An 18,955-nucleotide genomic window follows, 5' to 3' on the forward strand; every position below is an offset into this window, starting at 1 on the left:
GGCGATGCGCCGCGGCCGCCGTCTCGCGGTCGACGTCGGGGACGCCCGCATCGGGGTGGCCTCCTGTGACCCCGACGGGATCCTCGCCACGCCGGTCGAGACGGTCCCCGGCCGGGACGTCCCGGCAGCGCACCGCAGACTGAAGCAGCTCGTCGAGGAGTACGAGCCGATCGAGATCGTCGTCGGCCTCCCTCGCTCCCTCAAGGGGGGCGAGGGGCCGGCCGCGGCCAAGGTCCGCGGGTTCGCTCGCGAACTGGCCCGCCTGGTCATGCCCGTTCCGGTGCGGCTCATCGACGAGCGCATGACGACGGTGACGGCGAGTCAGGGACTGCGCGCCTCCGGGGTGAGGTCGAGGAAGGGGCGCTCCGTCATCGATCAGGCGGCCGCTGTGATCATCCTCCAGCAGGCCCTGGAATCCGAACGGGTGTCAGGCAGACCACCCGGTGAGGGCGTCGAAGTGGCCCTCTGATCGCGGTACGGTAACGTTCCGCGCGATGCGGACGGTGTTTCGAACAGCCGCCGCACAGAGAGAGGCGGGACGGAAGCCGTGGTCTTCAGGTGGCCGGGGTGACCGTCGCCTCGCGGCTCTAGGGGATCGATGACTGAGTATGGCCGGGGTCCAGGCTCCGAACCGTGGCATCCGGAGGACCCGTTGTACGGGGACGGCGGATGGGGAGGGCAGCAGGGCCCGCAGTCCCCCTACGGCGGTCAGCCGCAGTACTATCCGCAGCAGCCGCAGCAAGCGCAGGCGCAGGCGCAGTACGGAGACTGGGGCACCCCCGACCAGAACGGTTACGGGCAGCAGCAGTATCCGCAGTACGACCAGCAGCAGGGCTACGGGCAGCAGCAGTCGCCGTACGACCAGCAGTACGCCCCTCAGCAGCAGCACCAGCCGCAGTACGACCAGAACGGCTGGCCCAGCGGCGCGCAGCACCACCCGCAGGACCCGTATGCCGCCGACCCGACGAATCCGTACGGGCAGCAGCCCGGGGGGTACGGCGGGGAACAGGCCGACGCCTACGGCACCCCCGAGGCATACCCGCCGCCCGAGCCCCCCGGCCGCCGCCGCGCCGAGCCCGAGCCGGAGCCCGAGCCGGACTGGGATCCAGGTCCCGATCAGGGAGAACACGCCTTCTTCGCGGGCGGCGACGACGATGACGACCGCGACGACGAACCGGCCGAACGGCGCGGAAGCGGCGAGCGGCGCGGAAGCGGCGAGCGGCGGGGCGGCAAGGAGAAGAAGCGGCGCAGCGGCCTGGCCTGTCTCGTGGTGGTCGCGGTCTTCGGCGGCGGCCTGGCCGGCGTCACCTACTTCGGCTACCAGTTCTACCAGGATCGTTTCGGCAGCGCGCCGGACTTCGCGGGAACCGGCAACGGCGAGGAGGTGACCGTCACGATCCCCAAGGGCTCCGGCGGCTACGCCATCGGCCAGGAGCTCAAGAAGCAGGGCGTCGTCAAGAGCGTCGACGCCTTCGTCGCGGCCCAGGCCGCCAACGAACAGGGCAGAACCATCCAGGACGGCGTGTACACGCTGCAGAAGGAGATGTCGGCCGCCAGCGCGGTCGAGCTGATGCTCAGCCCGAAGAGCCGCAACAACCTGATCATCGCCGAGGGCAAACGCAACGCCGACATCTACAAGCTGATCGACACCCGCCTCGGGGTCGAGGCGGGTACGACCGCGAAAGTGGCCAAGGAGGACTGGGAGAAGCTCGGTCTGCCCGAGTGGGCCCAGAACCACAAGAACGTCAAGGACCCGCTGGAAGGATTCCTCTTCCCGTCCAGCTACGGAGTGTCCAAGGGGCAGACGCCCGAGGACGTTCTCACCCGCATGGTCGCGCAGGCCACCGAGGTCTACGACGAACTGAAGGTCGAGGAGAAGGCCGAGAGCCTCGGACTCGAGGATCCGTGGCAGCTGGTCACCGTCGCCAGCCTCGTCCAGGCGGAGGGCACCAGCCACAGCGACTTCCGCAAGATGGGGGAGGTCATCTACAACCGCCTGGAAGCCGGCAACACCGAGACCAACGGCATGCTGGAGTTCGACTCCACGTACAACTACATCAAGAACCAGAGCAAGATCGACCTGACCCTCGCGGAACTCAGGAACTACGACAACGCGTACAACACGTACTTCTACAAGGGGCTGCCGCCCGGACCGATCAGCAACCCCGGCAAGGACGCCGTCGAGGGGGCGCTCAACCCGACGGACGACGGCTGGTACTACTTCATCTCCCTCGACGGGAAGACCAGCAAGTTCACCAGGACCAATGCCGAACACGCGGAGCTGGTCAGGGAATTCAACGCTTCGAGGAACAACTGATGGCCGAGTTCCGCCGTGCCGCCGTACTCGGCTCCCCGATTGCCCACTCCCTCTCCCCGGTGCTGCACCGAGCCGCGTACGCGGAGCTGGGGCTCGAGGGCTGGACGTACGACCGGTTCGACGTGGACGAGAAGGCGCTACCGGGGTTCTTCGAGACGCTCGGCCCCGAGTGGGCGGGGCTCTCCCTGACCATGCCGCTCAAGCGGGCGGTCATCCCGCTGCTCGACGAGATCAGTGGGACGGCGGCCTCCGTGGACGCGGTGAACACGGTCGTCTTCCACGAGGACGGCCGCAGGACCGGTGACAACACCGACATCCCCGGCATGGCCGCCGCCCTGCGCGAGCACGGCATCGACACGGTGGAGCACGCGGCCGTCCTCGGCGCCGGCGCCACCGCCTCCTCCGCCCTGGCGGCCCTGGCCCGGATCTGCCGGGGCGAGATCACCGTCTATGTCCGCAGCGAGACCCGGGCGTCCGAGATGAGGCAGTGGGCCGAGCGGCTCGACGTCGCGGTGCGCATCGCCGCATGGGACGACGCCGAGCAGGCCCTGCGCGCACCGCTGGTCGTCAGCACCACCCCGGCCGGCGTCACCGACCTGTTCGCCCGGGCCGTCCCGGAACGCCCGGCGGCGCTGTTCGACGTGCTCTACGACCCCTGGCCGACCGTCCTCGCCGAGCGCTGGTCCGCGAACGGAGGTGCCGTGATCAGCGGGCTCGACCTGCTGGTGCACCAGGCGGTGCTCCAGGTGGAGCAGATGACGGGACGGTCGCCGGCCCCGCTGGACGCCGTCCGAAAAGCAGCGGAACGGGCCCTCGCCGCCCGCTAGGATCCACCTTCGGTTCCGCAGGGGGCGGAACACGGGAGGGGAACGCGATCCATGTCCGAGAGCACGCCGCTGGCGTCGTGGAAGACCCAGATATTCGAGTCCGTGCTGGGCTTCCTGCCCGACTGGCTGCAGATCACCGCGCTGGCCCTGGTCGTGCTCGCGGTCGTGGCCTCCTGGTCCGTCAGGATCAACCGCAGGATCGCTCACCGCAGTGCCGTCCGCTCGGGCCCGCCGGTCCGGACGGCTGCCCAGTACGGCGAGGACAGCGGCGCCCACTACCTGGGCGAGTACGCGCCGCAGCGGCAGAGCGGCGGGGCGGACCCCCTCGGCGCCCAGGCACCGGGGCCCACGACTCCGGCCGCGCGACAGCGGCCGAGCGGTGCGGACTTCCTCGGTGCCTACGCGCCCCCGCGGCGCCGGGGCGAGGGTACGGCCTGATCCTGTCTCCGCCCGGGTCCCGGCCGCGTCGTCCGTCTGATGGACCGGCGGCCGGTCGCCCCGCCCGGACGTGGGAGGATCGGAGGTGGCGGACCGGGGCCGCGCACCCCGTCACGCCACAGCGGTACGCGAACGGACGCGTACGCAGGGCATACCGGGGCGCGAAGCACGGAGGAGCACCGTTGAGCAGGTTGCGCTGGCTGACCGCGGGGGAGTCCCACGGTCCCGCACTCGTCGCGACGCTGGAGGGTCTTCCCGCCGGCGTACCGATCACCACGGAGATGGTGGCGGACCACCTCGCGAGGCGGCGGCTGGGCTACGGACGCGGTGCCCGGATGAAGTTCGAACGCGACGAGGTCACCTTCCTCGGTGGCGTCCGGCACGGTCTGACCCTCGGCTCCCCGGTCGCGGTCATGGTGGGCAACACCGAGTGGCCGAAATGGGAGCAGGTCATGGCGGCCGACCCGGTCGACCCCGAGGTTCTGGCCGGCCTGGCGCGCAACGCCCCGCTGACCCGTCCCCGCCCCGGCCACGCCGACCTGGCCGGAATGCAGAAGTACGGCTTCGACGAGGCTCGCCCGATCCTGGAGCGCGCGTCCGCCCGTGAGACCGCCGCCCGTGTGGCGCTGGGCGCGGTGGCCCGCTCGTACCTCAAGGAGACGGCCGGCATCGAGATCGTCAGCCATGTCGTCGAGCTGGCCGCGGCCAAGGCTCCGTACGGCGTGTACCCGACGCCCGCCGACGTGGAGCGGCTGGACGCGGACCCGGTGCGCTGCCTGGACGCGGACGCCTCGGAGGCGATGGTCGCGGAGATCGACCAGGCCCACAAGGACGGCGACACCCTCGGCGGCGTGGTGGAGGTCCTGGCGTACGGCGTTCCCGTCGGTCTCGGCTCCCACGTCCACTGGGACCGCCGACTGGACGCACGCCTGGCCGCCGCCCTCATGGGCATCCAGGCCATCAAGGGTGTGGAGGTCGGAGACGGCTTCGGCCTCGCCCGGGTACCCGGCTCGAAGGCCCACGACGAGATCCTCACCACCCCCGACGGCATCAAGCGCGCCTCCGGCCGTTCCGGCGGCACCGAGGGCGGGCTGACCACCGGTGAGCTGCTGCGCGTCCGCGCGGCGATGAAGCCGATCGCGACGGTGCCGCGCGCGCTGAGGACCGTCGACGTCGCCACCGGCGAGGAGGCGGCCGCCCATCACCAGCGCTCCGACGTCTGCGCGGTGCCGGCCGCCGGCATCGTCGCCGAGGCCATGGTGGCGCTGGTCCTCGCGGACGCGGTCGCGGAGAAGTTCGGCGGCGACAGCGTCACCGAGACCGCCCGCAACGTGCGGTCCTACCTCGACAACCTGGCCATCCGATGAGCCCGCGGATCGTGCTGGTCGGCCCGATGGGGGTGGGCAAGTCCACCGTCGGCCGTCTGCTGGCCGAGCGGCTGGGCGTCGGCTTCCGCGACACCGACGACGACATCGTCGGCGCCGAGGGCAGGACCATCGCCGACATCTTCGTCGACGAGGGCGAGGCCGCCTTCCGAGCCGTCGAGAAGCGAGCGGTGCAGACGGCGCTCACCGAGCACGAGGGTGTCCTGGCGCTGGGCGGCGGCTCGGTCCTCGACCCCGACACCCGCGCCCTGCTGGCCCCCCAGCAGGTCGTCTATCTGTCGATGGACGTGGAGGAGGCGGTCAGGCGCACCGGCCTCAACGTCGCGCGGCCGCTGCTCGCCGTCAACCCGCGCAAGCAGTGGCGCGAACTGATGGAGGCCCGTCGGCACCTGTACGAGGAGGTCGCCACGGCCGTGGTGGCGACCGACGGACGTGCGCCCGAGGAGGTCACCGAGGCCGTCCTGGACGCGCTGGAGCTGAAGACCGTATCTCCGGGGGCACGTCCCCCGGGCCCCCGGCCAAAGGACGCTGTGGTGAACGATGTGACGAGGATCCGGATCGGCGGTACCGCGGGGTCCGAGCCCTACGAGGTTCTGGTGGGCCGTCAGCTCCTCGGTGAGCTGGCCGGTTTGATCGGCGACCGGGCCAAGCGTGTCGCGGTCGTGCACCCCGAGGCTCTCGCCGAGACCGGCGACGCGCTCCGCGCGGACCTCGCCGGACAGGGCTACGAGGCGATCGCCGTCCAGGTGCCCAACGCGGAGGAGGCCAAGACCGCCGAGGTCGCCGCCTACTGCTGGAAGGCGCTCGGCCAGTCCGGTTTCACCCGCACCGACGTGATCGTCGGCGTCGGCGGTGGTGCCACCACCGACCTGGCCGGATTCGTCGCCGCCACGTGGCTGCGCGGGGTCCGCTGGATCGCCGTCCCGACCACCGTCCTGGCCATGGTCGACGCGGCCGTGGGCGGCAAGACGGGCATCAACACGGCCGAGGGCAAGAACCTCGTCGGGGCCTTCCACCCGCCCGCCGGCGTCCTCTGCGACCTGGCCGCGCTGGACTCCCTCCCCGTCAACGACTACGTGTCCGGCCTGGCGGAGGTCATCAAGGCCGGCTTCATCGCCGACCCGGTCATCCTGGACCTGATCGAGTCCGACCCCGAGGCCGCCCGTACCCCGGCCGGCCCGCACACCGCGGAACTGATCGAGCGCTCGATCCGGGTGAAGGCGGACGTGGTCTCCTCCGACCTGAAGGAAGCGGGTCTGCGCGAGATCCTCAACTACGGCCACACGCTCGGCCACGCCATCGAGAAGAACGAGCGCTACACGTGGCGGCACGGCGCGGCCGTCTCGGTCGGTATGCACTTCGCCGCCGAACTGGGCCGTCTCGCGGGCCGGTTGGACGACGCCACCGCGGACCGCCACCGCACGGTCCTCGCATCGGTCGGCCTGCCCCTGCACTACCGTCACGACCAGTGGCCGAAGCTTCTGGAGGCCATGAAGGTCGACAAGAAGTCCCGCGGCGACATGCTGCGCTTCATCGTCCTCGACGGTCTGGCCAAGCCCACGGTGCTCGAAGGACCCGACCCTGCCGTCCTGCTCGCCGCGTACGGCGAGGTGGGGGAGTAACGCGGGCACTCATCACTGCCCCCGGCCGTTCACACAACGACGGCAGGGGGCGGTACCGTTCGGTAGCACGCGGGACACCCCCGCGGTCAGCGCCCCATCGCCTGGACGAGACGGAGTGGCACCGGATGCAGCACGCAGGGGGTTCTCCGCTGCCGCCGCCCCATCAGCCGGGGCATGGACCGGCCGTCGGCTGGTCACCGGCCGCACACCATCCGGGCGGGCACCCGCTGCCCGTGCCTCCTCCGGCACCGGGTTATCCCGCCCCTCCGCCCGGCCCCGCCGCGGGTCCGCAGCACGCCTCGATGCCCCCGCCGCCGGACACCACCGGCCATGTGCCGCTGCCGCCCGGCGGCCCCGTCGCCATGCCCAGCCCGCCACAGTCCCCCGCGGCGCCCGATCCGGCCGGGACGATCATGGCGGTGCTGCTGATAGGGCCCGCGGGCGCGGGCAAGACGAGTGTGGCCAAGTACTGGGCGGATCATCGCCGGGTCCCGACCGCCCACATCAGCCTGGACGACGTACGCGAGTGGGTCCGCTCCGGCTTCGCCGACCCGCAGTCCGGATGGAACGACCACTCCGAAGCCCAGTACCGCCTGGCCCGGCGCACCTGCGGCTTCGCCGCACGCAACTTCCTCGCCAACGGCATCTCCTGCATCCTCGACGACGCCGTTTTCCCCGACCGCCCGGTCGTCGGGCTCGGCGGCTGGAAGCGGCACGTGGGCCCCGGTCTGCTGCCCGTCGTCCTGCTCCCCGGGCTGGACATCGTCCTGGAACGCAACGCGGAACGTACGGGCAATCGCCGCCTCGGCGACGAGGAGGTGGCCCGCATCCACGGCCGTATGGCCGGCTGGTACGGCTCCGGCCTGCCCATCATCGACAACTCCCAGCTGGACATACCGGAAACGGCCCGCATCCTGGACGACGTCCTGGCCCGCTCGATAGCCAGCCCTCCACAGTGGTAACCACCGCCGTGGAGGGACCGCCCTGAGGGGATGAGGGACCGTTCCGAGCGGGTGTGGGACTGCCCGCGCCCGCCCCCTCCCGCGCCCCGCCCGCCCCCCACTCGGCCCCACTCGACCGGCAACATCCAGCCACCGCTCCTACGCTCGAAGAATGTCAGAGGTCTACGCGATCCGCCGGGCGCGGCTACGGGAATGCTGCAACGCGGTCGGCAGCGCGGCGGCGCTGGTGTCCCGCCCCGCCAATGTGCGCTACCTCGCCGGCGCCGCCCCCGAGGGCGCCGTACTACTGCTCGGCAGGACCGAGGACGTCCTGGTGTGTGCCGGCCCGCCGGACGACCGGTCCCCGCAGAGCCGCCCCGACGAAGCACTGCGCCTGCACGTGACGAGCGGCATCGGCGGCGACCCCGCCGCCACCGCCGCCGACCTGGCCGTCGCCCAGGACGTCGACTCCCTCGCCGTGGAGGAGCACCATCTCACCGTGACCCGGCACCGCCGGATCCACTCCGTCGCCCCGAGACTGCGCCTCGCCGACATCGCCGGTGCCGTGGAACGGCTCCGGGTCGTCAAGGACGAGGAGGAGATCTCCTGCCTCCGTATCGGCGCGGAGATCGCCGACCAGGCCCTGGGCGAACTCCTGGAGTCGATCCTCGTGGGCCGCACCGAGCGCCACCTCGCCCTGGAACTGGAACGGCGTCTGGTCGATCACGGCGCCGACGGCCCCGCCTTCCCCACCTCCGTCGCCACCGGCCCGAACGCCGGCCGGCCCGGTCACCGCCCCACCGACCGCCGGGTGGAGGAGGGCGACTTCCTCTCCGTCTGCCTCGGCGCCACCTACCGCGGCTACCGCTGCGAGATCGGCCGTACGTTCGTCATCGGCACGGCTCCCGCGGACTGGCAGATCGAGCTCTACGACCTGGTCTTCTCGGCCCAGCGGGCCGGCCGCGAGTCCCTGGTGCCGGGCACCGCGTACCGCGACGTGGACCGTGCGGCGCGCCATGTGCTGGATTCCGCGGGGTACGCCGAGGCCCTTCCCGCGCTCACCGGTCACGGTGTGGGACTGGAAATCGACGAGGACCCTCAATTGACCCCCGCGGCCATGGGTAAACTGGACGCTTGTGTGCCGGTCACTGTCGAGCCGGGGGTCCATCTCCCCGGCCGGGGCGGAGTCCGGATCGATGACACGCTCGTCGTGCGCCCCGAGGCGGACGGCGGACCCGAGCTACTCACCATCACGACCAAGGAGCTGCTCGCGCTCTAGCCCCGTGCTGTGCGCCTGCCCCCGCCCCGGCCGTCGTCCACGTCAGTCCAGTCCAGGAGATTCCGCAACCGTGGCTTCCACGAACGACCTCAAGAACGGCATGGTACTCAAGCTCGAAGGCGGCCAGCTCTGGTCCGTCGTCGAGTTCCAGCACGTCAAGCCCGGTAAGGGTCCGGCCTTCGTGCGTACCAAGCTGAAGAACGTGCTGTCCGGCAAGACCGTCGACAAGACCTTCAACGCCGGCGTCAAGGTCGAAACGGCCACCGTCGACAAGCGCGACATGCAGTTCTCGTACATGGACGGCGAGTACTTCGTCTTCATGGACATGCAGACCTACGACCAGCTGCACATCGACCGCAAGACGGTCGCCGACGCCGCGAACTTCCTCGTCGAGGGCTTCGAGGCCACGGTCGCGCAGCACGAGGGCGAGGTGCTCTTCGTCGAGCTGCCCGCCGCGGTCGAGCTGACCATCCAGGAGACCGAGCCGGGCGTGCAGGGTGACCGTTCCACCGGCGGCACCAAGCCGGCGACCCTGGAGACCGGCCACCAGATCCAGGTTCCCCTCTTCATCACCACCGGTGAGAAGATCAAGGTCGACACCCGCACCAGCGACTACCTCGGCCGGGTGAACAGCTAACCGTGGCTGCCCGCAACACGGCCCGCAAACGTGCCTTCCAGATCCTCTTCGAGGGCGACCAGCGCGGCACCGAGGTCCTGACGGTCCTCGCCGACTGGATCCGGCACTCCCGGACCGACACCCGGCAGCCGCCGGTGAGCGAGTACACGATGCAGCTCGTGGAGGGCTACGCGGAACACGCGAAGCGCATCGACGAGCTGATCGCCCAGTACTCGGTCGGCTGGACCCTGGACCGGATGCCGGTCGTCGACCGCAACATCCTGCGTCTGGGCGCCTACGAGCTGATCTGGGTCGACGAGACCCCGGACGCGGTCGTCCTCGACGAGATGGTGCAGCTGGCGAAGGAGTTCTCGACGGACGAGTCGCCCTCCTTCGTGAACGGCCTGCTGGGCCGACTCAAGGAACTCAAGCCGTCTCTGCGCCGGGAGTAACCATCCCGCGAGGCCCGGAAAACCGCGCGCACCCCACCACGGCCCGCGGCCGGGCCGAGACCGCCGATTCGCGAAAACCGCCGGGGGGGGGGGGGGCCCCGGGGCGCCCCCCCCCCCCCGCGGGGGGGGGGGGGGCCCCCCGCGGGGGGGGGCGGGGGCGCCCCCCCCCCCCCGCCGCCCGCCCCCCCCCCCCCCCCCCCCCCCGGGGGGGGGCCCCCCCCCCCCCCCCCCCCCCCCCCCCGGCGGCACGTTTCTGCGCGACCCGCGGTGCTAGTCCTCGTGCGACGCCACCGCGCGGCGCGCGTCCGCGTCCAGGACGCCCCAGCTGATCAGCTGCTCGGTGAGGACCGAGGGCGACTGGTCGTAGATGACGGCGAGGGTGCGCAGGTCGTCCTGACGGATCGAGAGCACCTTGCCGTTGTAGTCCCCGCGCTGGGACTGGATCGTCGCCGCGTAGCGCTGCAGCGGGCCCGCCTTCTCGGCCGGCACCGTGGCCAGCCGCTCCAGGTCGAGGACCAGCTTCGGCGGGGGCTCGGCGGCGCCTCCCGGGGTCGTACCCGGCAGCAGCTCCTGCACCGGGACACCGTAGAAGTCCGCCAGCTCCGCGAGGCGCTGCACGGTCACGGCGCGGTCGCCGCGCTCGTACGAACCGACCACGACCGCCTTCCAGCGGCCCTGGGACTTCTCCTCGACACCGTGGAGGGAAAGGCCCTGCTGGGTGCGGATCGCCCGGAGCTTGGCCCCGAGCTGTTTGGCGTATTCGCTGGACATATAGCTCCCCGGCACTGTGTCTACGCGGCTCTGGCCGTTTTCCATGCCGCGCGGCTGGTAACTCACTGTGAGGTTACGCAGCGTTACTCTGGCTCGTCAAGCCGAATGGTCCACACCGACTCTTCCGTGGTAGCGAAGATCGGCTACGCCATTGGGGTGATAGGGGGTGTCGCTCCGTGCGGATCGCGACCTGATAGCGTGGGCTCGGCACATCCGACGTCCTTTAAGGTCCGTCCCGTGAGGCGGAGAAGGAGGTCCGTTTCGTATGGACAAGCAGAACCCGCAGGACACGCAGCAGGCACAGCCCGACGCCCGGCCCGTTCTCGAAGGCCCCGACATCGCGCGTGTGCTGACCCGCATCGCCCACGAGATCGTCGAACGCGCCAAGGGCGCCGACGACGTGGTGCTCCTCGGTATTCCGACCCGAGGCGTCTTCCTCGCCCAGCGGCTCGCCGCCAAGCTCGAGCAGATCACCGAGCGCAAGGTCCCGGTGGGCTCGCTCGACATCACGATGTACCGCGACGACCTGCGCATGCACCCACCGCGTGCGCTGGCCCGCACCGAGATCCCCGGTGACGGCATCGACGGCCGGCTGGTCGTCCTCGTCGACGACGTGCTCTTCTCCGGCCGTACCATCCGCGCCGCCCTCGACGCGCTGAACGACATCGGGCGCCCCCGCGCGGTGCAGCTCGCCGTCCTCGTCGACCGCGGCCACCGCGAACTGCCCATCCGCGCCGACTACGTCGGCAAGAACCTCCCCACGTCGCTGCGGGAGACGGTCAAGGTCCTGCTCGCCGAGGAGGACGGTCGCGACACCGTGCTGCTCGGCGCCAAGCGGACCGCCCAGTAGCACTTCGGGCGCACACCGACGGTGTGCGCCGGCTGGGCACGCCCGCGCGCGTACCCGTCTGCCCGATTTCGCCTCATGAACTGCCTTACGGAGCCTGACAGATGCAGCGTCATCTCATCTCGGCCGCCGACCTCACCCGCGACGACGCCGTCCTGATCCTCGACACCGCCGAGGAGATGGCCCGGGTCGCCGACCGGCCGATCAAGAAACTGCCGACCCTGCGCGGCCGCACGGTGGTGAACCTCTTCTTCGAGGACTCCACCCGCACCCGGATCTCCTTCGAGGCCGCGGAGAAGCGGCTGTCCGCGGACGTCATCAACTTCACCGCCAAGGGCTCCAGCGTCTCCAAGGGCGAGTCGCTGAAGGACACCGCCCAGACCCTGGAGGCCATGGGCGTGGACGCCGTGGTCATCCGGCACGGCGCCTCCGGAGCCCCGTACCGCCTGGCCACCTCCGGCTGGATCGACGCGCACGTCATCAACGCGGGCGACGGCACCCACCAGCACCCCACCCAGGCCCTGCTCGACGCCTTCACCATGCGGCGCCGGCTCGTCGGCCGGGACGCCGGGATCGGACAGGACCTCTCCGGCCGCCGCATCACGATCGTCGGCGACGTCCTGCACAGCCGGGTCGCCCGCTCCAACGTCGACCTGCTGCACACCCTCGGGGCCGAGGTCACCCTCGTCGCCCCGCCGACCCTGCTGCCGGTCGGCGTCGGCAGCTGGCCCTGCGAGGTGTCCTACGACCTCGACTCCACGCTGACCAAGTCCGACGCCGTGATGATGCTGCGCGTCCAGCGCGAGCGGATGAACGCCGCGTTCTTCCCCACGGAGCGGGAGTACTCGCGCCGCTACGGCCTCGACGGCGACCGTATGGCGCGGATGCCCGAGCACGCCATCGTGATGCACCCCGGCCCGATGGTCCGCGGAATGGAGATCACCGCCGACGTCGCGGACTCCGACCGCTGCACCGTGATCGAGCAGGTCACCAACGGCGTCTCCATCCGCATGGCCGTCCTCTACCTGCTGCTGGGCGGCAACGAACCCGCCGTGACCCACGCCCGTACCACCGAGGAGAAGTAGCCATCATGAGCAAGACCCTGATCCGCGGTGCGAAGGTCCTCGGCGGCGAGCCGCAGGACGTCCTGATCGACGGCGAGACCGTCGCGGACGTCGGCACCGGACTGTCCGCCGAGGGCGCCGAGGTCGTCGAGGCCGCCGGCCGGATCCTCCTGCCCGGCCTGGTCGACCTGCACACCCACCTCCGCGAGCCCGGCCGCGAGGACTCCGAGACCGTACTGACCGGCACCCGCGCGGCGGCGAGCGGGGGCTACACCGCCGTGTTCGCCATGGCCAACACCTTCCCGGTCGCCGACACCGCCGGTGTCGTCGAGCAGGTCTGGCGGCTCGGCAGGGAGCACGGCTACTGCGACGTACGGCCCATCGGCGCCGTCACCGTCGGCCTGGAGGGTCGCAAGCTCGCCGAACTGGGCGCGATGCACGAGTCCGCGGCCGGTGTCACCGTCTTCTCGGACGACGGCAAGTGCGTGCACGACGCCGTGATCATGCGCCGTGCGCTGGAGTACGTGAAGGCGTTCGGCGGGGTCGTCGCCCAGCACGCGCAGGAGCCGCGGCTGACCGAGGGCGCCGAGATGAACGAAGGCGTCGTCTCCGCCGAACTCGGTCTCGGCGGCTGGCCCGCCGTCGCCGAGGAGTCGATCATCGCGCGGGACGTCCTGCTCGCCGAGCACGTCGGCTCCCGCGTCCACATCTGCCACCTGTCGACCGCCGGGTCCGTCGAGATCGTCCGCTGGGCCAAATCCCGCGGCATCGACGTCACCGCCGAGGTCACCCCGCACCACCTCCTCCTCACCGACGAGCTGGTGCGGACGTACAACCCGGTCTACAAGGTCAACCCGCCGCTGCGCACCGAGCGGGACGTCATGGCCCTGCGTGAGGCGCTCGCCGACGGCACGATCGACATCGTCGCCACCGACCACGCCCCGCACCCGCACGAGGACAAGGACTGCGAGTGGGCCGCCGCCGCCATGGGCATGGTCGGTCTGGAGACCGCGCTGTCGGTGGTCCAGGAGACGATGGTCGACACGGGCCTGCTGGACTGGGCCGGCGTCGCCGACCGCATGTCCTCCACGCCCGCGCGCATCGGGCGGGCCGAGGGCCACGGACGTCCCGTCTCGGCAGGTGAGCCCGCCAACCTCACCCTCGTCGACACGGCATACCGTGGTCCCGTGGACCCCGCGGGCTTCGCCTCGCGCAGCCGCAACACCCCGTACGAGGGCCGTGAGCTGCCGGGCCGTGTCACGCACACCTGGCTACGGGGCAAGGCCACGCTCGTCGACGGGAAGCTCACGTGACACCTGTAATCCTGCTGGCCGCCGCGAAGGAATCGGCGGAAGTGACCGACTGGGCCGCCCGGATCGGCTGGGTCGTCGGACTCGGCCTCTTCGTCGCACTCGTCTACTGGCTGATGCGCGAGGGCTGGAAGTGGCGCGCCACCCTCCAGGGCGACCTGCCGGAGCTGCACGACGCGCCGGACGACCCCGGCCCGGCGAAACTGAGGCTGAGCGGCCGCTACCACGGTTCCACCACCGCCGGTCAGTGGCTCGACCGCATCGTGGCGCGCGGTCTGGGCACCCGCAGCCGGGCCGAGCTGACGCTCACCGAAGCGGGACTGGTCGTCGTACGGCCCGGCGCCGACGACTTCTTCGTCCCGGCGGACGCGCTGCGCGGGGCCCGGCTCGACAAGGGCATCGCCGGCAAGGTCCTCACCGAGGGCGGTCTGCTGGTCGTCACCTGGGCGCACGGCGAGCGGCTGATCGACTCCGGCTTCCGCTCCGACCACGCGGCCGAGCACAACGAGTGGGTGGAAACCCTCCACCACATGATCAACAAGACGGAAGGCGCACGATGACAACCTCCACCAGGGGAACCGGCAAGGTTCCTGCCGTACTCGTCCTGGAGGACGGCCGGATCTTCCGCGGCCGTGCCTACGGGGCGGTGGGGGAGACCTTCGGCGAAGCGGTGTTCTCCACCGGCATGACCGGTTACCAGGAGACCCTCACCGACCCGTCCTACCACCGCCAGGTCGTCGTGATGACCGCCCCGCACGTGGGGAACACCGGGGTCAACGACGAGGACATGGAGTCCCGGAAGATCTGGGTCTCCGGCTACGTCGTCCGCGACCCCGCGCGCGTGCCCTCCAACTGGCGCTCCACGCGCTCGCTGGACCAGGAGCTGGCCGCCCAGGGCGTCGTCGGCATCTGCGGCATCGACACCCGCGCGCTCACCCGCCATCTGCGCGAGCGGGGCGCGATGCGCGTCGGCATCTTCTCCGGCGACGCGGTCACCGACGAGGCCGCGATGCTCGCGGAGGTGCGCAAGGCCCCCGGGATGAGCGGCGCCGACCTGTCCGCCGAGGTCGCCACGACCGAGCCGTACGTCGTCCCGGCGGTCGGTGAGAAGCGCTTCACCGTCGCCGCCGTCGACCTCGGCATCAAGGGGATGACCCCGCAGCTCATGGCCGAGCGCGGCATCGAGGTGCACGTCCTGCCGGCCACGGCGACCGTGGACGACGTCTACGCCGTCGAACCGGACGGCGTGTTCTTCTCCAACGGCCCCGGCGACCCGTCCACCGCCGACCACGCGGTCTCGGTCATGCGGGCGGTCCTGGAACGCGGCACCCCGCTCTTCGGCATCTGCTTCGGCAACCAGATCCTGGGCAGGGCCCTCGGCTTCGGCACCTACAAGCTGAAGTACGGCCACCGCGGCATCAACCAGCCGGTGCAGGATCGTACGACCGGCAAGGTCGAGGTGACCGCGCACAACCACGGCTTCGCCGTCGACGCCCCGCTCGACAAGATCTCCGACACCCCGTACGGGCGCGCCGAGGTGTCCCACGTGTGCCTGAACGACAACGTGGTGGAAGGCCTCCGGCTGCTCGACAGGCCGGCCTTCAGCGTCCAGTACCACCCGGAAGCGGCAGCGGGCCCGCACGACGCCGCCTACCTGTTCGACCGCTTCACGTCTTTGATGAGCACAGTCCCGATGGAGGGCCAGCGTGCCTAAGCGCACCGATATCCAGTCCGTCCTGGTCATCGGCTCCGGCCCGATCGTCATCGGTCAGGCCGCCGAGTTCGACTACTCCGGCACCCAGGCGTGCCGCGTCCTGCGCGCCGAGGGCATGCGGGTGATCCTGGTCAACTCCAACCCGGCGACGATCATGACCGACCCGGAGATCGCCGACGCCACCTACGTCGAGCCGATCACCCCCGAGTTCGTCGAGAAGATCATCGCCAAGGAGCGGCCGGACGCGCTGCTGCCCACCCTGGGCGGCCAGACGGCTCTCAACACGGCGATCTCCCTGCACGAGGCCGGCACGCTCGAGCGGTACGGCGTCGAGCTGATCGGCGCCAACGTCGAGGCCATCAACAAGGGCGAGGACCGCGAGCTGTTCAAGGACGTCGTCGAGGCCGTGCGCGCCAAGATCGGCCACGGCGAGTCCGCCCGCTCGGTCATCTGCCACTCCATGGACGACGTCCTGGGGGGCGTCGACACCCTCGGTGGCTATCCGGTCGTCGTCCGGCCCTCCTTCACCATGGGCGGTGCCGGCTCCGGCTTCGCCCACGACGAGGACGAGCTGCGCCGCATCGCCGGACAGGGCCTGACCCTCTCGCCGACCACCGAGGTGCTCCTGGAGGAGTCCATCCTCGGCTGGAAGGAGTACGAGCTGGAGCTGATGCGCGACAAGCACGACAACGTGGTGGTCGTCTGCTCCATCGAGAACTTCGACCCCATGGGCGTGCACACCGGTGACTCCATCACCGTCGCCCCGGCGATGACGCTCACCGACCGCGAGTACCAGATCCTGCGCGACATCGGCATCGCGGTCATCCGCGAGGTCGGCGTCGACACCGGCGGCTGCAACATCCAGTTCGCGGTGAACCCCGAGGACGGCCGGGTCATCGTCATCGAGATGAACCCGCGTGTGTCGCGCTCCTCGGCGCTCGCGTCCAAGGCGACCGGTTTCCCGATCGCCAAGATCGCCGCCAAGCTGGCCGTCGGCTACACCCTCGACGAGATCCCCAACGACATCACGCGGGAGACCCCGGCCTCCTTCGAGCCGACCCTCGACTACGTGGTCGTCAAGGCCCCGAGGTTCGCCTTCGAGAAGTTCCCCAGCGCCGACTCCACCCTCACCACCACCATGAAGTCGGTCGGCGAGGCCATGGCCATCGGCCGCAACTTCACCGAGGCCTTCCAGAAGGCGCTGCGCTCGCTGGAGAAGAAGGGCAGCCAGTTCACCTTCGTCGGGGAGGCGGGCGACAAGGCCGAGCTGCTGCGCGAGGCGGTCCGCCCGACCGACGGCCGCATCAACGCCGTCATGGGCGCCATCCGCGCGGGTGCCACCGCGGAGGAGGTCTTCGACGCCACGAAGATCGACCCCTGGTTCGTCGACCAGCTCTTCCTCATCAAGGAGACCGCCGACGAGCTGGCCGCCGCACCCGAGCTGACCCGCGACCTGCTCACCGAGGCCAAGCGGCACGGCTTCTCCGACCAGCAGATCGGCGAGATCCGCGGCCTGCGCGAGGACGTCGTCCGCGAGGTCCGGCACGCGCTGGGCATCCGCCCGGTCTACAAGACCGTAGACACCTGCGCCGCCGAGTTCGCCGCGAGCACGCCGTACTTCTACTCCTCCTACGACGAGGAGACCGAGGTCGAGCCCCGCGAGAAGCCCGCGGTGATCATCCTGGGCTCGGGACCGAACCGCATCGGCCAGGGCATCGAGTTCGACTACTCCTGCGTCCACGCCTCCTTCGCACTGTCCGAAGCCGGCTACGAGACCGTGATGGTCAACTGCAACCCGGAGACCGTCTCCACCGACTACGACACCTCCGACCGGCTCTACTTCGAGCCGCTCACCCTGGAGGACGTGCTGGAGATCGTCCACGCCGAACGGCAGGCCGGACCGGTCGCGGGCGTCGTCGTCCAGCTCGGCGGCCAGACCCCGCTCGGCCTGTCGCAGGCGCTGAAGGACAACGGCGTGCCGATCGTCGGCACCTCCCCGGAGGCCATCCACGCCGCCGAGGACCGCGGGGCCTTCGGCCGGGTCCTCAAGGAGGCCGGCCTGCCCGCCCCCAAGCACGGGACCGCCACCACCTTCGCCGAGGCCAAGGCCATCGCCGACGAGATCGGCTACCCGGTCCTCGTCCGGCCGTCCTACGTGCTCGGCGGCCGCGGCATGGAGATCGTCTACGACGAGACCCGGCTGGGGACGTACATCGCCGAGTCGACCGAGATCAGCCCTTCCCGGCCGGTGCTCGTCGACCGCTTCCTCGACGACGCCATAGAGATCGACGTCGACGCCCTCTACGACGGCGACGAGCTGTACCTCGGCGGCGTCATGGAGCACATCGAGGAGGCCGGCATCCACTCCGGCGACTCGGCGTGCGCCCTGCCGCCGATCACGCTCGGCGGGTACGACATCAAGCGGCTGCGTGCCTCCACGGAGGCCATCGCACGCGGCGTCGGGGTACGCGGCCTGATCAACATCCAGTTCGCGCTGTCCGGCGACATCCTCTACGTCCTCGAGGCCAACCCGCGCGCCTCGCGCACCGTGCCCTTCACCTCGAAGGCGACCGCGGTGCCGCTGGCGAAGGCCGCCGCGCGGATCTCGCTCGGCGCGACCGTCGCCGAACTGCGCGCCGAGGGCCTGCTCCCGGCGAAGGGCGACGGAGGCGAACTGCCGCTGGACGCACCGATCTCCGTCAAGGAGGCCGTGATGCCGTGGTCGCGCTTCCGCGACATCCACGGCCGCGGCGTCGACACCGTCCTCGGCCCTGAGATGCGCTCCACCGGCGAGGTCATGGGCATCGACTCGGTCTTCGGCACGGCGTACGCCAAGTCGCAGGCGGGTGCCTACGGACCGCTGCCGACCAAGGGACGCGCGTTCATCTCGGTCGCCAACCGGGACAAGCGTTCGATGATCTTCCCCGCGCGGGAGCTGGTGGCGCACGGGTTCGAGCTGCTCGCCACCTCCGGCACCGCCGAGGTCCTCAAGCGCAACGGCATCAACGCCACGGTGGTGCGCAAGCAGTCCGAGGGCACCGGCCCGAACGGCGAGCGGACCATCGTCCAGCTCATCCACGACGGCGAGGTCGACCTCATCGTCAACACCCCGTACGGCACCGGCGGCCGCCTCGACGGCTACGACATCCGTACGGCCGCCGTGGCCCGGTCCGTGCCCTGCCTGACGACGGTCCAGGCGCTCGCCGCGGCGGTCCAGGGCATCGACGCACTCAACCGCGGTGACGTGGGCGTCCGCTCGCTCCAGGAACACGCGCACCATCTGACCGCGGCCCGCGACTAGCGCTCCGCGGAGAGGCCGGTCGCGACGCTGCGGGCCGTCTGTGGCCGGTCGAGCCCGCGGGGCGGAGCCGC

General features: G+C 71.0%; 17 protein-coding genes. 16 read left to right on the top strand and 1 reads right to left on the bottom strand.

Annotated features, from left to right (window positions below; all coding sequences use genetic code 11):
• Positions 1-4: 4 nt before the first annotated feature.
• The 10 genes from ruvX (at position 5) to nusB (ending at position 9,877) form a co-directional block, all read left to right on the top strand.
• Complete coding sequence (gene ruvX / locus ACIF9R_RS01615; protein WP_399973027.1) at positions 5-469, top strand: Holliday junction resolvase RuvX; 465 nt, start codon at positions 5-7, stop codon at positions 467-469.
• Positions 470-598: 129 nt separating this feature from the next.
• The gene (mltG, locus tag ACIF9R_RS01620; protein WP_399972762.1) at positions 599-2,317 is read left to right on the top strand and encodes an endolytic transglycosylase MltG; all 1,719 of its coding nucleotides are present in this window, start codon (positions 599-601) and stop codon (positions 2,315-2,317) included.
• A complete protein-coding gene (locus ACIF9R_RS01625) occupies positions 2,317-3,144 on the top strand; it encodes a shikimate dehydrogenase (RefSeq protein WP_399972765.1) in 828 nt (275 codons plus the stop codon). The genes mltG and ACIF9R_RS01625 overlap by 1 nt, the downstream gene beginning before the upstream one ends.
• 51 nt (positions 3,145-3,195) lie before the next feature.
• Positions 3,196-3,582, top strand: a complete 387-nt coding sequence (locus ACIF9R_RS01630) for a hypothetical protein (RefSeq protein WP_399972768.1) — start codon at positions 3,196-3,198, stop codon at positions 3,580-3,582.
• Between the two features lie 182 nt (positions 3,583-3,764).
• Positions 3,765-4,949, top strand: coding sequence for a chorismate synthase (aroC, locus tag ACIF9R_RS01635; protein WP_399972771.1), 1,185 nt, complete (start codon positions 3,765-3,767; stop codon positions 4,947-4,949).
• Positions 4,946-6,589: a 3-dehydroquinate synthase gene (aroB, locus tag ACIF9R_RS01640; protein ID WP_399972774.1), complete on the top strand. Its 1,644-nt coding sequence runs from the start codon at positions 4,946-4,948 to the stop codon at positions 6,587-6,589. The genes aroC and aroB overlap by 4 nt, the downstream gene beginning before the upstream one ends.
• Before the next feature lie 125 nt (positions 6,590-6,714).
• A complete protein-coding gene (locus ACIF9R_RS01645) occupies positions 6,715-7,551 on the top strand; it encodes a Pro-rich N-terminal domain-containing protein (protein WP_399972777.1) in 837 nt (278 codons plus the stop codon).
• Positions 7,552-7,702: 151 nt separating this feature from the next.
• Positions 7,703-8,809: an aminopeptidase P family protein gene (locus ACIF9R_RS01650; RefSeq protein ID WP_399972780.1), complete on the top strand. Its 1,107-nt coding sequence runs from the start codon at positions 7,703-7,705 to the stop codon at positions 8,807-8,809.
• A 70-nt stretch (positions 8,810-8,879) separates the two neighbouring features.
• A complete protein-coding gene (gene efp / locus ACIF9R_RS01655; protein WP_190100075.1) occupies positions 8,880-9,446 on the top strand; it encodes an elongation factor P in 567 nt (188 codons plus the stop codon).
• Positions 9,447-9,448: 2 nt separating this feature from the next.
• Positions 9,449-9,877 carry a transcription antitermination factor NusB gene (nusB, locus tag ACIF9R_RS01660; RefSeq protein WP_399972782.1) on the top strand — a complete coding sequence of 143 codons (429 nt, stop codon included), beginning with the start codon at positions 9,449-9,451 and terminating at the stop codon, positions 9,875-9,877.
• A gap of 270 nt (positions 9,878-10,147) precedes the next feature.
• Here nusB and bldD read toward each other — a convergent pair whose 3' ends face one another.
• The gene (gene bldD / locus ACIF9R_RS01665) at positions 10,148-10,648 is read right to left on the bottom strand and encodes a transcriptional regulator BldD (RefSeq protein WP_189560231.1); all 501 of its coding nucleotides are present in this window, start codon (positions 10,646-10,648) and stop codon (positions 10,148-10,150) included.
• 265 nt (positions 10,649-10,913) lie between these two features.
• On the opposite strand from bldD, the gene pyrR reads away from it, so the two are divergent.
• From pyrR to carB, 6 genes are all read left to right on the top strand, one after another.
• Positions 10,914-11,498, top strand: coding sequence for a bifunctional pyr operon transcriptional regulator/uracil phosphoribosyltransferase PyrR (gene pyrR, locus ACIF9R_RS01670; RefSeq protein ID WP_399972786.1), 585 nt, complete (start codon positions 10,914-10,916; stop codon positions 11,496-11,498).
• A 101-nt stretch (positions 11,499-11,599) separates the two neighbouring features.
• Positions 11,600-12,580 carry an aspartate carbamoyltransferase catalytic subunit gene (locus ACIF9R_RS01675; RefSeq protein ID WP_399972789.1) on the top strand — a complete coding sequence of 327 codons (981 nt, stop codon included), beginning with the start codon at positions 11,600-11,602 and terminating at the stop codon, positions 12,578-12,580.
• Between the two features lie 5 nt (positions 12,581-12,585).
• Positions 12,586-13,872, top strand: a complete 1,287-nt coding sequence (locus tag ACIF9R_RS01680; RefSeq protein WP_399972792.1) for a dihydroorotase — start codon at positions 12,586-12,588, stop codon at positions 13,870-13,872.
• Positions 13,869-14,429, top strand: coding sequence for a hypothetical protein (locus ACIF9R_RS01685; RefSeq protein ID WP_399972795.1), 561 nt, complete (start codon positions 13,869-13,871; stop codon positions 14,427-14,429). The genes ACIF9R_RS01680 and ACIF9R_RS01685 overlap by 4 nt, the downstream gene beginning before the upstream one ends.
• Positions 14,426-15,583: a glutamine-hydrolyzing carbamoyl-phosphate synthase small subunit gene (carA, locus tag ACIF9R_RS01690; RefSeq protein WP_399972797.1), complete on the top strand. Its 1,158-nt coding sequence runs from the start codon at positions 14,426-14,428 to the stop codon at positions 15,581-15,583. Before ACIF9R_RS01685 ends, carA begins: the two co-directional genes overlap by 4 nt.
• Positions 15,576-18,884, top strand: coding sequence for a carbamoyl-phosphate synthase large subunit (gene carB, locus ACIF9R_RS01695; RefSeq protein WP_399972799.1), 3,309 nt, complete (start codon positions 15,576-15,578; stop codon positions 18,882-18,884). The genes carA and carB overlap by 8 nt, the downstream gene beginning before the upstream one ends.
• The last annotated feature ends 71 nt before the right edge of the window (positions 18,885-18,955 follow it).

The organism is Streptomyces sp. NPDC086080, from assembly GCF_044540255.1.
GTDB lineage: Bacteria > Actinomycetota > Actinomycetes > Streptomycetales > Streptomycetaceae > Streptomyces.

Coding starts and splice junctions, on each gene's coding strand:
- ruvX (WP_399973027.1), top strand. CDS start 5: ATGCGCCGCGGCCGCCGTCTCGCGGTCGACGTCGGGGACGCCCGCATC.
- mltG (WP_399972762.1), top strand. CDS start 599: ATGACTGAGTATGGCCGGGGTCCAGGCTCCGAACCGTGGCATCCGGAG.
- ACIF9R_RS01625 (WP_399972765.1), top strand. CDS start 2,317: ATGGCCGAGTTCCGCCGTGCCGCCGTACTCGGCTCCCCGATTGCCCAC.
- ACIF9R_RS01630 (WP_399972768.1), top strand. CDS start 3,196: ATGTCCGAGAGCACGCCGCTGGCGTCGTGGAAGACCCAGATATTCGAG.
- aroB (WP_399972774.1), top strand. CDS start 4,946: ATGAGCCCGCGGATCGTGCTGGTCGGCCCGATGGGGGTGGGCAAGTCC.
- ACIF9R_RS01645 (WP_399972777.1), top strand. CDS start 6,715: ATGCAGCACGCAGGGGGTTCTCCGCTGCCGCCGCCCCATCAGCCGGGG.
- ACIF9R_RS01650 (WP_399972780.1), top strand. CDS start 7,703: ATGTCAGAGGTCTACGCGATCCGCCGGGCGCGGCTACGGGAATGCTGC.
- bldD (WP_189560231.1), bottom strand. CDS start 10,648: ATGTCCAGCGAATACGCCAAACAGCTCGGGGCCAAGCTCCGGGCGATC.
- pyrR (WP_399972786.1), top strand. CDS start 10,914: ATGGACAAGCAGAACCCGCAGGACACGCAGCAGGCACAGCCCGACGCC.
- ACIF9R_RS01675 (WP_399972789.1), top strand. CDS start 11,600: ATGCAGCGTCATCTCATCTCGGCCGCCGACCTCACCCGCGACGACGCC.
- ACIF9R_RS01680 (WP_399972792.1), top strand. CDS start 12,586: ATGAGCAAGACCCTGATCCGCGGTGCGAAGGTCCTCGGCGGCGAGCCG.
- carA (WP_399972797.1), top strand. CDS start 14,426: ATGACAACCTCCACCAGGGGAACCGGCAAGGTTCCTGCCGTACTCGTC.